Source organism: Labrys sp. E2SS-1L (assembly GCF_057073705.1).
The window spans coordinates 4,014,580-4,027,572 of the sequence record NZ_CP172712.1 but is presented as its reverse complement, the minus strand read 5'-3'; the positions used below and the strand labels follow the sequence as shown (position 1 = coordinate 4,027,572).

Annotated in this window: 11 protein-coding genes and 1 tRNA gene; 6 read left to right on the top strand and 6 right to left on the bottom strand. The window is 62.8% G+C overall.

Annotation, left to right across the window (positions count from 1 at the left end; all coding sequences use genetic code 11):
• Positions 1–267 precede the first annotated feature (267 nt).
• From clpX to ACIGJE_RS18855, 3 genes are all read left to right on the top strand, one after another.
• On the top strand, positions 268–1,527 hold the full coding sequence (gene clpX / locus ACIGJE_RS18865) for an ATP-dependent Clp protease ATP-binding subunit ClpX (protein WP_068296294.1): 1,260 nt from the start codon (positions 268–270) through the stop codon (positions 1,525–1,527).
• 548 nt (positions 1,528–2,075) lie between these two features.
• Positions 2,076–4,499, top strand: coding sequence for an endopeptidase La (lon, locus tag ACIGJE_RS18860; RefSeq protein ID WP_068296297.1), 2,424 nt, complete (start codon positions 2,076–2,078; stop codon positions 4,497–4,499).
• A gap of 117 nt (positions 4,500–4,616) precedes the next feature.
• Positions 4,617–4,692, top strand: a tRNA-Val gene (locus ACIGJE_RS18855).
• A 43-nt stretch (positions 4,693–4,735) separates the two neighbouring features.
• Here ACIGJE_RS18855 and ACIGJE_RS18850 read toward each other — a convergent pair.
• Complete coding sequence (locus tag ACIGJE_RS18850; protein WP_068296300.1) at positions 4,736–4,948, bottom strand: hypothetical protein; 213 nt, start codon at positions 4,946–4,948, stop codon at positions 4,736–4,738.
• A 363-nt stretch (positions 4,949–5,311) separates the two neighbouring features.
• Here ACIGJE_RS18850 and ACIGJE_RS18845 point away from each other — a divergent pair, with 363 nt between their 5' ends.
• Both ACIGJE_RS18845 and ACIGJE_RS18840 read left to right on the top strand, forming a co-directional pair.
• Positions 5,312–5,569 (top strand): YjhX family toxin, encoded by a 258-nt coding sequence (locus tag ACIGJE_RS18845; protein WP_068296378.1) that lies wholly within the window; start codon positions 5,312–5,314, stop codon positions 5,567–5,569.
• Positions 5,570–5,583: 14 nt separating this feature from the next.
• Positions 5,584–6,081 carry a GNAT family N-acetyltransferase gene (locus ACIGJE_RS18840; protein ID WP_415081410.1) on the top strand — a complete coding sequence of 166 codons (498 nt, stop codon included), beginning with the start codon at positions 5,584–5,586 and terminating at the stop codon, positions 6,079–6,081.
• Between the two features lie 40 nt (positions 6,082–6,121).
• Here ACIGJE_RS18840 and ACIGJE_RS18835 read toward each other — a convergent pair whose 3' ends face one another.
• Genes ACIGJE_RS18835 through rfbF form a run of 4 tightly spaced genes read right to left on the bottom strand, consistent with a single transcriptional unit; the run spans position 6,122 to position 9,753 of the window.
• The gene (locus ACIGJE_RS18835) at positions 6,122–6,652 is read right to left on the bottom strand and encodes a dTDP-4-dehydrorhamnose 3,5-epimerase family protein (protein ID WP_415081408.1); all 531 of its coding nucleotides are present in this window, start codon (positions 6,650–6,652) and stop codon (positions 6,122–6,124) included.
• Positions 6,649–7,893: a methyltransferase domain-containing protein gene (locus ACIGJE_RS18830; protein ID WP_415081406.1), complete on the bottom strand. Its 1,245-nt coding sequence runs from the start codon at positions 7,891–7,893 to the stop codon at positions 6,649–6,651. The genes ACIGJE_RS18835 and ACIGJE_RS18830 overlap by 4 nt, the downstream gene beginning before the upstream one ends.
• Positions 7,894–7,903: 10 nt before the next feature.
• Complete coding sequence (rfbG, locus tag ACIGJE_RS18825) at positions 7,904–8,983, bottom strand: CDP-glucose 4,6-dehydratase (protein WP_311934868.1); 1,080 nt, start codon at positions 8,981–8,983, stop codon at positions 7,904–7,906.
• Entirely contained in the window at positions 8,980–9,753 is a 774-nt protein-coding gene (rfbF, locus tag ACIGJE_RS18820) for a glucose-1-phosphate cytidylyltransferase (RefSeq protein WP_394308568.1), read from the bottom strand. The genes rfbG and rfbF overlap by 4 nt, the downstream gene beginning before the upstream one ends.
• A 75-nt stretch (positions 9,754–9,828) precedes the next feature.
• Here rfbF and ACIGJE_RS18815 point away from each other — a divergent pair, with 75 nt between their 5' ends.
• Entirely contained in the window at positions 9,829–11,007 is a 1,179-nt protein-coding gene (locus ACIGJE_RS18815; protein ID WP_415081403.1) for a glycosyltransferase family 61 protein, read from the top strand.
• 76 nt (positions 11,008–11,083) lie between these two features.
• Here ACIGJE_RS18815 and ACIGJE_RS18810 read toward each other — a convergent pair whose 3' ends face one another.
• On the bottom strand, positions 11,084–12,982 hold the full coding sequence (locus ACIGJE_RS18810) for a potassium transporter Kup (RefSeq protein WP_311934862.1): 1,899 nt from the start codon (positions 12,980–12,982) through the stop codon (positions 11,084–11,086).
• Between the last annotated feature and the right edge of the window lie 11 nt (positions 12,983–12,993).

Here is a 12,993-nt window from a genome sequence, read left to right as displayed (position 1 = left end):
GGAGATACCTGCACGAGTTTCGCCACAGTTCGTTGCAATGGATATCGGTAATGATCTGTTGACGTGGGGGGCGCTAGATTCCAGCATTGGACCTGCTGGATGCAGCGTCACCGAAGATTGCAGGGGCGGCCGCCACTTGGCATAGCCCTTGCAAGACGAGCTTGGTCGATGCAGGTACGCCTGCGCGATCGTATTTACAGCCACGGGGATGCCCGTGGGATTATGCGGAATGTCCGTTCCGCCGAGAGAGCCCGAAAGGGGGATGCCATGACCAAGGCCGGCAGCGATACCAAGAACACGCTCTACTGCTCGTTCTGCGGCAAGAGCCAGCACGAAGTTCGCAAGCTCATCGCCGGCCCGACGGTATTCATCTGCGATGAATGTGTCGAGCTGTGCATGGATATTATTCGCGAGGAGAACAAGTCCTCGCTGGTGAAGTCGCGCGACGGAGTGCCCACCCCGCGTGAGATCTGCAAGGTGCTCGACGATTACGTGATCGGCCAGATGCAGGCCAAGCGCGTGCTCTCGGTGGCCGTGCACAATCACTACAAGCGCCTCAACCATGCCACCAAGCACAGCGATGTCGAACTGGCGAAGTCCAACATCCTGATGATCGGGCCGACCGGCTCGGGCAAGACGCTGCTTGCCCAGACCATGGCTCGCATCATCGACGTGCCCTTCACCATGGCCGACGCCACCACCCTGACGGAAGCCGGCTATGTCGGCGAGGATGTCGAGAACATCATCCTCAAGCTCCTGCAGGCAGCCGACTACAATGTCGAGCGTGCCCAGCGCGGCATCGTCTATATCGACGAGGTCGACAAGATCAGCCGCAAGTCCGACAACCCCTCGATCACCCGCGACGTCTCGGGCGAGGGCGTGCAGCAGGCCTTGCTGAAGATCATGGAAGGCACGGTGGCCAGCGTTCCGCCCCAGGGTGGACGCAAGCATCCCCAGCAGGAGTTCCTGCAGGTCGACACCACCAACATCCTGTTCATCTGCGGCGGCGCCTTCTCGGGTCTCGAGAAGATCATCTCCAGTCGCGGCAAGGGCACCTCGATCGGCTTCGGCGCCCGCGTGGTGACGCCGGAGGACCGGCGTACCGGCGAGATCTTCCGCGAGGTCGAGCCCGAGGATCTTCTGAAGTTCGGCCTGATCCCGGAATTCGTCGGGCGTCTGCCGGTCATCGCGACCTTGGAAGACCTCGATGAGCCGGCGCTGATCAAGATCCTGACCGAGCCGAAGAATGCGCTCGTGAAGCAGTATCAGCGCCTGTTCGAGATGGAAGGCATCGATCTGACCTTCCAGGACGAGGCCTTGTCGTCGATTGCCAAGAAGGCGATCGAGCGCAAGACCGGTGCGCGCGGCCTGCGGTCGATCATGGAGGGCATTCTGCTCGACACCATGTTCGAACTACCGGGCCTCGACGGCGTCGAGGAAGTGGTGATCTCCAAGGAGGTCGTCGACGGGCAGGCCAAGCCGCTCTTCATCTATTCCGAGAAGCAGGAGGTTTCCTCCACCGGCTGATGCCGGTTGGAGTAGCGCTCTCACTGCAATGCCGGCCTCTGGCCGGCATTGTCATGTCGGCATCTACCTGCAGGCATGTTGAAATGCATGGCTCCGTCCAAAGCGTTCCACTATTGCCAAGATCGACCATTCGCCGCAGTGGGCGTTGATTGCGCTGGACGTCGGAGGGGGGTATCGTGGGTCCAGGAGAGATCAGCACGATTCGAGCTAGTTTCCGTAGAAAAATACACGATTTAGGTGATTGTCGACACTTTTCGGGGCGTAACTCCAGAGATAACCCGAAGCTTCCGGCAATCAATCCAAAGTCGATCGAGCAGAAATTTACAGCGAGGTTCGCAGGTGCGAGAAGGAAAATCGAGACAGCGTAATTTCCCGGGATTAGCCGGCTTGACACTGTGCTTGGTGCTCTCCACCTAACCCTTATCGAAGCAACTGTGCCCATCCGGGGCAGTTGGGAATACCTCCGGGGTCGCTCTTCGTGTTGACCAGGAGGATAGCGTCGCTGGCATGGCTATTGCAGCGTGGTACGGCGCAAGAAAGGATATGCAATGACGACGAATAAGCAGCGTCCTCCGGTGCCGGCAGGTACTGTCGATACGTTCCCGGTGTTGCCTCTGCGCGATATCGTGGTGTTCCCCCACATGATCGTGCCGCTTTTCGTTGGCCGCGAGAAGTCGATCCGGGCGCTGGAAGAAGTCATGCGGACCGACCGCCACATCCTGCTGGCGACACAGCTCAATGCTGCCGAGGATGATCCGGCGCCGGACGCCATCTACAAGCTCGGCACGCTGGCTACCGTGCTGCAATTGCTGAAGCTGCCCGATGGCACGGTGAAGGTGCTGGTCGAAGGTGTCGACCGTGCGCGCGTGCTCTCCTATTCCGGGCATGATGATTTCTACCAGGCCGAAGCCGAAGTGCTGGGCGACGGCAATGGCGAGAAGATCGAAGCCGAGGCGCTTGCCCGGTCCGTGGTCGCCGAATTCGAGAGCTATGTGAAGCTCAACAAGAAGGTGTCGCCGGAAGTCGTGGCCACGGTCACCCAGATCGAGGACTATTCCAAGCTGGCCGACACCATCGCCGCGCATCTTGCGGTGAAGATCGCCGACAAGCAGGAAGTGCTGGAGATCCTGTCGATACCGGCACGCCTGGAAAAGGTGCTCGCCTTGATGGAGAGCGAGATCTCCGTCCTGCAGGTCGAGAAGCGCATCCGCACCCGCGTCAAGCGGCAGATGGAGAAGACCCAGCGCGAGTATTATCTCAACGAGCAGATGAAGGCGATCCAGAAGGAACTGGGCGACGAGGAAGGCAAGGACGAACTCGGCGAACTCGAGCAGAAGATCAAGGACACCAAGCTCTCCAAGGAGGCCCGCGACAAGGCGCAGGCCGAGATGAAGAAGCTGCGCCAGATGTCGCCGATGTCGGCCGAGGCCACCGTCGTGCGCAACTACCTGGATTGGCTGATTTCCTTGCCCTGGGGCGACAAGTCCCGGATCAAGAAGGATCTGCCGCATGCCCAGGAGATCCTCGATGCGGATCACCATGGCCTGGAGAAGGTCAAGGAGCGCATCATCGAGTATCTGGCGGTGCAGCAGCGCGCCAACAAGCTGACCGGTCCGATCCTGTGCCTCGTCGGCCCGCCCGGTGTCGGCAAGACTTCGCTCGCCCGTTCGATCGCCAAGGCGACCGGCCGCGAATATGTGCGCATGTCGCTCGGCGGCGTCAGGGACGAGGCCGAGATCCGTGGCCATCGGCGCACCTATATCGGCTCGATGCCCGGCAAGGTCGTCCAGTCGATGCGCAAGGCCAAGAAGCAGAATCCGCTCTTCCTGCTCGATGAAATCGACAAGATGGGCCAGGATTTCCGCGGCGACCCGTCTTCGGCTCTCTTGGAGGTGCTGGATCCCGAGCAGAACTCGACGTTCAACGACCATTACCTCGAGGTCGACTACGACCTGTCGAACGTGATGTTCGTGACCACGGCGAACACGCTCAACATCCCGCCGGCCCTGCTGGACCGCATGGAGATCATCCGTCTCGCTGGCTACACGGAAGACGAGAAGGTCGAGATCGCCCGCAAGCATCTCATCCCTTCGTCCGTCCAGAAGCATGGTCTGAAGGCACGCGAGTTCTCGATCGATGACGAAGCCCTGCTCAACCTGGTGCGCCGCTATACCCAGGAAGCCGGGGTGCGTAACCTCGAGCGCGAGATCTCGAACCTGACCCGCAAGGCCGTCAAGGACATCCTGATGTCCAAGAAGAAGAGCGTGAAGGTGACCAACACGGTGCTCGAAGACTATCTCGGGGCCCCGCGTTATCGCTACGGCCAGGCCGAGCTCGAGGACCAGGTCGGCGCGGTCACGGGGCTGGCCTGGACCGAAGTCGGCGGCGTGCTTCTGACCATCGAAGCGGTCATGATGCCCGGCAAGGGCAAGATGATCGTGACGGGCAATCTGAAGGACGTCATGCGCGAGTCGATCTCCGCGGCTGCCTCCTATGTCCGCTCGCGCGCCATCGACTACGGCATCGAGCCGCCGCTGTTCGACAAGCGCGACGTGCATGTGCATCTGCCGGAAGGCGCAACGCCCAAGGATGGCCCCTCTGCTGGCATCGCCATGGCGACCGCCATGGTGTCGGTGATGACGGGCATCCCGGTTCGCCGCGACGTCGCCATGACCGGCGAGGTCACCCTGCGTGGTCGCGTGCTGCCGATCGGTGGCCTGAAGGAGAAGCTGCTCGCTGCTCTTAGGGCCGGCATCAAGACCGTTCTGATTCCGGAAGAGAACGCCAAGGACTTGGCCGAGCTTCCGGACAATGTGAAGAACGGCCTCGAACTGGTGCCGGTTTCCCGGATGGAAGAGGTTCTGCGCAGGGCGCTGGTGCGCATGCCCGAGCCCATCACCTGGGACGAGGACAAGAACGCGCCTCCGCCGGCCAAAGTCGGCGATGACAGCAACACCGTCGTCGCCCACTGACGCTGAAATGATCTAAGAGCGGCCGTGCCTCGACAAGGGCACGGCCGCTTTCTTTTGCCTTGCGAAGCGCGCGCAAGCGCAATAGACAGAGGCCGTGCGTGGGTCCTCCCGCGTTTAGGGCGGTTAGCTCAGTTGGTAGAGCATCTCGTTTACACCGAGAGGGTCGGCGGTTCGAGCCCGTCACCGCCCACCATTCATTGAATATTCAGAGCCGTTGATCTGTGCGTAGCGCGCGCTCAGCGCCTGCCTGATGCTAACTGGCGCGGTGCCAGCCGTTGTTCCTGCCGGTGTACCTCGATCGAGTCCAGGCCCTTGTCGAACAAGGCCGGGTCGCCTTCCAGATAGGTGGCCGCCCAGATCTCCGCCTCGACGAGATCATCGAAAATCGGTGCATCCGGCAATGGTTCGACGTGAGCGCCGCGGCGTTTCATGATGATGAACTGGGTCATTCGAGTCGTCCTGAATAGTGCATTCATCAATGAAATGCGCAGCGAGGCGCGGGGTTCCACGGCGAGGCCGTTTCAGATTCCCGCCGGTCGGGCGTCACTTGTCGAAATCGATGCACGGCGTCTCTAAGTCCTATTGGGTTGGGAAGATCGGCGCGGGGCCGGATCGGATTGACATCGGACCGATGCTGAACTAAGCGATCACGGCCTGCTGATTTGAGCGGAAGGTTTTATGTCAGAGCTTGTGGGAAACCGCTGACCGTCTCGATTTGACGAGACATGAGAAAGCATTGCGAGGCACTGCAGCCGGATCGGGCGCGTGCGCAGGCGATGCTTGTCATGGTTTCTGCGACAGGCTCCACCATCATGAATATCTCACGGGGCGAGCAGCGTGTGCTGCACGTGCTGGCCCAGGGCGGGCATATCCGTCATCACCGCGGCGATAGTGGCCGCATCCACCATGTCGACTGCTTCACCCGCGACGGCCATCGTCTGGCCGATTGCACGCTGGAGACATTCGGGAAACTCCACCGCAAACGGCTGATCGAATCTCACGCCTCCGGTCCCTACCGCATTTCGCGCAAGGGGCGGGAGAGCGTGCGCGCGCAGGCCGATAATCGCTGAATAGGGGAAAAACCATGCAGATCCGATCAGAACGTGCCGATGACATCGATACCATCCGCGCGATTACCAAGGCGGCCTTCGAAGGAAAGCCATATAGCAGCCAGACGGAGGCGGCGATCGTCGACGCCTTGCGGGCGGCCGGAGCCTTGACTTTGTCCCTGGTGGCGGAAGAAGACGGCGAGGTCGTCGGTCATGCCGCCTTCTCGCCCGTCACCATCGAGGGCGCTTTCCGGCAATGGTATGGGCTGGGGCCCGTATCGGTGCGGCCGGATCGCCAGAAGGGTGGTATTGGCCGGGCGCTGATCGAAGCAGGCCTGGCCCATCTTCGTCGGCAAAAGGCAGAAGGCTGCGTCGTAGTGGGGAATCCCGCCTATTACGGCCGCTTCGGTTTCAAGAATGAAGCGCAGCTTTGCTTTCCCGGCCTGCCACAGGTCTATTTCCAGTGCCTGGCCCTCGGGGCCGATACGCCGCGCGGAAACGTGGCCTACCACCCGGCTTTCGACGCGAAATAGTGGATCCGTCCGCTGCGATTGAGGCGTGGCGGACGGTCTTTCAGGCTCCGAAAGAGGGCCAGGCTTCGTCCGCCGGCGCGATCACCGCCGGCGGACGGGGCCATTCGATGGTGAAGGCAGGATCGTCATAGCGATAGCCGCGGGCATGGCCCGGAACATATTTGCGGCCCATGCCATACAGCACGTCCGTTCCTGCTTCGAGCGTCAGGAAGCCGTGGGCACAGCCCTCTGGGATATAGAGCTGGTGAAGGTTGTCGGCGCTCAGATCTGCGCCGATCCATTCGCGAAAGGCCGGGCTGTCGGGCCTGAGATCGACCACGACATCATGGATCGCCCCCCGTGCTACCTGGACGAGCTTGGCCTCGGCGTGAGGCGGCTCCTGGAAGTGCATGCCGCGCAGGGTGAAGGCCTTGTCGTTGCGCGACAGATTGGTCTGCACAGGCGTGAAGGCGATGCCGGCTGCGGCGAACTCGTCCGGGCAATAGGTCCTGGCGAAGAAGCCGCGATCATCACGCCGCGGTTCCGGCTTGATCAGGAAGCAGCCTGGGATCCGCGTTTCGCTGAAGATCACGGCGTGAGCCTGATGCTGGGCACGGCCGTCACGAAGGAACTGCCCGATGGCATCAAGGGGCGCGTCTGCTCCATCACCTCTTCGGCGATGTTCCAGGGCAGGATGACGAGATAATCCGGCGCTATCTCGCTGATCTTATCGGGCGAGAGGATCGGAATCTGGCTGCCGGGCAGCAGGCGGCCCTGCTTGGCCAGGGACCGATCGAAGACCGCCACGATATCGGCAGGGCCGACGCCACAGAAGTTCAGGAAAGTGTTGCCCTTGGCGGCGGCGCCGTAGGCGGCAATGGTCTTGCCGGCCGCCTTGGCCTCGGCCAGGAAAGTGAGGAAGCCACGCTTGACCTCGGCGACCTTGGCGGCAAAGCCTTCATAGCCCGCCAGGGTGTCAAGACTGGCGGCGTGCTCCTTGGCGCGCAGGGCGTCGAGCCGCGCCGAGGGCTGGTGGCTGGAAGCAATCGGCGCCGCGAACAGGCGCAGGGAACCGCCATGCGTCGGCAGTTCCTCCACATCGATCGCCTTGAGGCCCACGGCGGCGAACACCTTCTCCACCGTCACCAGCGAGAGGTAGGAAAAGTGCTCGTGATAGATGGTGTCGAACTGCACCTTCTCGATCAGATTGAGTACATGCGGGAATTCGAAGGTGACGACACCTTCGGGCTTCAGCAAGGTGGCGAAGCCGCCGACGAAGTCGCGGATGTCGGGGACATGGGCGAGCACATTGTTGGCAGCCATGAGGTCGGCGCGCTTGCCTTGGCCGACCAGTCGGCTGGCGGTTTCGACACCGAAGAAAGCGACCTCGGTATCGATGCCCTTGGCCCGGGCCGTTTCGGCGACGTTGGCGGCTGGCTCGACGCCGAGCACGGGCACACCCGCGGCCTTGAAATGTTGAAGGAGGTAGCCGTCATTGGAGGCGACCTCGACCACCAGGGCGTCAGCGCCGAGTTTGAAACGCTCGATCATTGCGTCCGCATAGCGCTTGGCATGCGCGACCCAGCTGTCCGAATAGGAAGAGAAATAGGCATAGTCGGAGAAGATGGCGTCCGGCGGCACGGAATCGTCGACCTGAACCAGCAGACAGCTCGGGCAGACGCGCGCATGCAGTGGAAAGCTGCGCTCGGGATTGCTGTCGTCGGGCAGGCGGTAGTCATTGGCGAGCGGCATCGAGCCGAGATCGCACAAAGTGGTCGTCAGCGGCGTGGCGCAGAACCGGCAATGGGGAAGCGTGGACGTGGCAGCGGTCATGGCAGCGGTCTCAGGGCGTCGAGAAACGGGAGATCTGGTCGAGGGTGAAGGCATGCATGTCCTGGCCGGCTGCCTCGGCAGCATACCATTGCGCCGTCCATTCCAGGCTGGACGGGCCGGCGAGGCGGTCCTGCCAGCCGAGCAGTCGGCGGGCAAGGTCCGAGTTGACCGTCAAGGCTTTCATCTCGATGGACCCGGGTACCGGCTTGTGCACCCAGTCCGGCTTGCGGCCGAGTGCCTGGAAGACGGCATCTGCCACGGCCGAGACGGGCAGGGGGCGGGACGGATCGGGGCCGAAATTGAGCGCGCGCGGCGTGTCGGCGACCGAGGCGAGCCGCTCGGCATAGATCAGATAGCCGTTGACGCAGTCCAGCACATGCTGCCAGGGGCGCGTCGCTTCAGGATGGCGCAGTTCGAGCGGCCGGCCGCTGCGCACGGCGCGTACGATGTCGGGGACGAGCCTGTCGGCCGAATGGTCGCCGCCGCCGATGACGTTGCCGCCACGTGCGGTAGCGACCGGCACCGCTGCCTTGTCGAAAAAGGAGCGGGCATAGGCATAGGTGACGATCTCGGCCGCCGCCTTGGAGGCGGAATAGGGGTCCTTGCCGCCGAGCTTGTCGTCCTCGCGGAAAGCCGATCCCTCTTCCTGGTTGAGATAGACCTTGTCCGAGGTCACCGCGAGAATGCAGGCAAGGCCGGGGCGTGAACGCAGGGCCTCGAGCAGATGGACGGTGCCCATCACATTGGATCCGAAGGTCTCGATCGGATCGGCGAGGGAGCGCCTCACCAAGGCCTGGGCGGCGAGATGCAATACGATCTGCGGCTGTGCCGCCTCAACAGCCTCGCGCACAGCCTCGGCGTCGCGCAGATCGCCCAGGACCGAGCGAACGGCACTGTTCACGCCGGCTGCGGCGAACAGCGGCTGGTCGGCCGCCGGCGGCAGTGCAAAGCCGGTGACTTCGGCCCCCAGCCGATGCAGCCACAGGGCCATCCAGCTTCCCTTGAAGCCGGTATGGCCAGTTAGAAGCACCTTCTTGCCCCGCCAGAAGGCGGGTGAAGGCAATGCGCCTGCGGCGAGTGCCTCGCTCACGGCCAGACCTTCCAGGGCGCCTTGCCCTGTGCCCACAATTGCTCGAGATGGTTCTTGTCGCGCAGGGTATCCATGGGTTGCCAGAAGCCGCCATGACGGTAGGCCATCAGGTCGCCGGAGGCGGCCAGGGCCTCGAGCGGGGCGCCTTCCCAGGAGGTCTGGTCCGTCTCGATCAGATCGACCACGCTCGGCTCCAGCACGAAGAAGCCGCCATTGATCAGCGCATTGTCGCCCGGAGGCTTTTCAATGAAGCGCGTGACCTTGTCGCCCTCGAGCGACAGGGAGCCGTAGCGGCCGGGAGGGATCACACCGGTCAGCGTGGCGCGCTTGCCGTGCTTCTTGTGGAAGGCGATGAGGGCGCCGATGTCGACATCGGCGACGCCGTCGCCATAGGTGAAGCAGAAGGATTCGCCCGGCGTCAGGAAGGGCGCAACCCGCCTGAGCCGGCCGCCCGTCATGCTGGTCTCGCCGGTATCCACCATGGTGACGCGCCAGGGTTCGGCCTTCTGATTGTGATAGATGACCTCGTTCTTCTCGGCGTCGATCGTCACATCCGCATTGTGCAGGAAGTAATTGGAGAAATACTCCTTGATCATATAGCCCTTGTAGCCCAGGCAGATCACGAAATCGTTGATGCCGTAATGGCTGTAGATCTTCATGATGTGCCAGAGGATCGGCCTGCCTCCGATCTCGATCATCGGTTTGGGGCGCAGATGCGATTCTTCGGAAATGCGCGTGCCCATGCCGCCGGCGAGAATGATTGCTTTCAAGGTCTGATCCGATAGACAGAGGGTGGTGGCGCGGCTATAGCCGCTTGGCTGTTCAATGGCAATCAAACGGCAGAAATGGCCCGCGTCAAATCCGGATTTCGAAAGCGCTTCAATATCCGCTACTGGCGCTGGCTGCTGGCGCGGGCGACCATTGGCCGGATCGGCCCGCTGCGGCGGCGTTTTTCCTTCTATCCACGCGGGGTCGATCCCGGGATCGCCGCGGCACTGGTCATCGAAGACCGCAAAACCGAGATGGCGACCGCATTCACGCCGGAGGAAAGCACCTTCGTGCGGGACCGGTGCTGGCCCTATGACACATTGGCGCGCCAGTGGACGGGCGGTATCACGGTTCCAGTGCAAGAGCTGGCCGTGACGGTGAAACCGGCCGAGCTGCTCGGCCATGTCAGCCGCATTTTCGCACCTCGCCAGCAGGGCGTGGTGATCCGCGACGTGCAATGGGTCAATTGGAACTTCGCCAGGGCCAAGCGGCTCCGGGCCCTACCCGCCCTTTCCGGGCGTTGTCATCTGCTGGCCCGCACGGACAACTACTACCATGCGCTCTTCGAGGATCTGGTGCCGGTGGTCGACTATCTCGAGCGCTTTCACCCCAGGGACATGCCGCTCACCTTGCTGCTACCGCCTTCGCGCCTGGAAAGCCTGAATCTGGGCTGCGCCTTGCTCGAGCAAGCCTATCCGGGCGTGCGCGTGGTCGCCATGCCGGACGATGCCAAGGTGGCGGTCGAGGAGGCGCTGTGGCTTTCCTTCGATGCCGGCAACGCCGAATGGAGCTTTGCCGATGCCGCTCCGGTACGGCGGCTGGCCGAGCTCTTCCGGGCACATTACCGGGTGGAGCCCGGTGGCGGGCGGCGCATCTTCTTTTCGCGGGGAGGCAGCAAGATCCGGCGCCTGCTCAACGAAGAGGCGCTCTGGGACATTGCAAAGGCTCATGGTTTCGAACGCTTCGAGGCCAGGGGCGACAATCATGCCGAACAGGTTCGGCTGTTCTCCCAGGCCGATGTGGTTGTTGGCGTGCATGGCGCCGGGCTCGGCAATCTGGCGTTCTGCCGCCCCGGAACGCAGGTCATCGAGCTTTTTCCCGGGAATTTCACCAAGAGCACCTATCTATGGCTCAGCAAGCGCCTTGGCCTCGACTATGGCTGGCTCATCGGCGAGCCGGGCGACTACGATCAGGCCTTCGCGCTGAATGAAGACTTGCTGCGCGACATGCTCGAGAAACTTGCCGCTCCTTCCTGAAAATTCCACCGACCTCGGCCTGATCTGTGCCGGCGACTTCTTCATATTCAAGGGACTGATCGGCTCCTGAGCCCGTTCAGATCTCGATCTCAGTTCCGAACTGCACCACCTGCGGCGCCGGGATGCGGAAATAGGAGGCGGAGCGCTCGGCATTGCGCTGGAGCATGGCGTAGAGCACCTCGCGCCAGAAGGCCATGCCCGCGATCCTCTTGGAGGGGATGATCGTCTCGCTCCCGATATAGAAGGAGATCTCGGCGAGGTCGAAGCCCGAGATCAGGCCTTGCGAGATGGCCAGCCGCATGCCCTTGAGCACGTCGGGTTCCTCCATGAAGCCGAAGCGCAGGATGATGCGCTCGAAACCGGGGCGAAGGGAGGTCACCGTCACGCGGTCCCTGTCCTTGACGCGAGGGATTTCCGCGCCCTGCACGGTGACCAGCAGCACGCGTTCGGGAATGGCGCCGGTGTGGCGCAAGAAAATACTCAGCGAGAGGGGCATGCCGACGGCGGCCGAGCTCAGGAAGGCAGCCGTGCCCGGCAGCCTCGTGGGGCGCTGGGTTTTCATCGCCGCGAAGAAGGTGGTCTCCTCCACGCGCAGATGCTTGCGGGCCTGTTCGGCCAGGATCTGGCCGCGGCGCCAGGTCAGCATCAGCATGGCGACGAAGATGGCCAACAACAGCGGATACCAGCCGCCCTCGAAGAGCTTGACGCCATTGGCGGCGACGAAGATCAGGTCGACGACGAAGAAGGCGCCGTTGACCAGGATGACGAGGAAGAGATTGTAACCCCAATGCCGGGCCACCAGGGCCGCCAGCAGCGTGGTGATCGCCATCAGCAGGGAAACGGCGACGCCATAGGCGCCCGCCAGCGCCGCAGACGAGCCGAAGCCGAGCACGGCGCCGAGCGTGGCGATGCACAGCAGCCAGTTGACCAGCGGGACGTAGATCTGGCCGAATTCCCGATTGTCGGTCTGCTTGATGGTGAGGCGCGGGAGCAGACCAAGTTGTATGGACTGGCGCGCCAGCGAAAAGGCCCCCGATATGATGGCCTGGCTGGCGATGACGGTGGCTACCGTCGCAAAAATGATGACCGGGAAATGCAGCCAGTCGGGTACCAGGTTGTAGAACGGATTGGAGGCGGCGGCAGGATTGCCGAGCAGCAGGGCACCCTGGCCGAAATAATTGAGGACCAGGGCGGGCAGGGCGATCGTGAACCAGGCCACGCGGATGGGGTTTCGGCCGAAATGCCCCATATCGGCATACATCGCCTCGCCGCCGGTGACGGCGAGGAAGGCCGCTCCCAGGATGGCAAAACTGACGGCCGGATTGGCCGTGACCAGGAAATGCAGCGCCACGAACGGATTGAGGGCGGCGAGGATGGCAGGGTTCCGCACGATGCTCGCCGCGCCCAGCAGGCCGATGAGGACGAACCAGGCCAGCATGACCGGGCCGAAGAAGCGGCCGATCATGCCGGTGCCATAGCGTTGGACCATGAACAGGACCAGGAGGATCGCGACGGTCAGCGGCACCACGATATGGACCAGGGACGGCGTGGCGACTTCCAGTCCCTCGATGGCGCTGAGCACCGAGATGGCTGGCGTGATGGCGCCGTCGCCATAGAGCAGCGCGGCGCCCACCAGGCCGATGATCAGGAAGATGACATGGCGACGGCCTTCGCGGCGGCCGCTGCCCCCCAGAATGGCGAGCAGGGCGACAATGCCGCCTTCGCCCTTGTTGTCGGCGCGCAGGATCAGGATCGCATATTTCAGGGAGACGATCAGGATCAGGGCCCAGAAGATCACCGAGACGACACCTGTCACGATCCAGGCCTGTCCGGCGCCGCCATCGCCGCTGGCGCTGATGGCCTGTGCGAAGGCGTAGAGCGGGCTGGTGCCGATGTCTCCATAGACGACGCCGAGCGCCGCCAAGGCCAGTCCAGGTGAAAAACGAGATCCGTTAGCGCCCGCCGCAGTCGTCATCACCATCGCCC

Bases quoted from the DNA above. Each gene is read 5' to 3' on its own strand.
- clpX (WP_068296294.1), top strand. From the start codon at position 268: ATGACCAAGGCCGGCAGCGATACCAAGAACACGCTCTACTGCTCGTTC.
- lon (WP_068296297.1), top strand. From the start codon at position 2,076: ATGACGACGAATAAGCAGCGTCCTCCGGTGCCGGCAGGTACTGTCGAT.
- ACIGJE_RS18850 (WP_068296300.1), bottom strand. From the start codon at position 4,948: ATGACCCAGTTCATCATCATGAAACGCCGCGGCGCTCACGTCGAACCA.
- ACIGJE_RS18845 (WP_068296378.1), top strand. From the start codon at position 5,312: ATGAATATCTCACGGGGCGAGCAGCGTGTGCTGCACGTGCTGGCCCAG.
- ACIGJE_RS18840 (WP_415081410.1), top strand. From the start codon at position 5,584: ATGCAGATCCGATCAGAACGTGCCGATGACATCGATACCATCCGCGCG.
- ACIGJE_RS18830 (WP_415081406.1), bottom strand. From the start codon at position 7,893: ATGACCGCTGCCACGTCCACGCTTCCCCATTGCCGGTTCTGCGCCACG.
- ACIGJE_RS18815 (WP_415081403.1), top strand. From the start codon at position 9,829: ATGGCCCGCGTCAAATCCGGATTTCGAAAGCGCTTCAATATCCGCTAC.
- ACIGJE_RS18810 (WP_311934862.1), bottom strand. From the start codon at position 12,982: ATGACGACTGCGGCGGGCGCTAACGGATCTCGTTTTTCACCTGGACTG.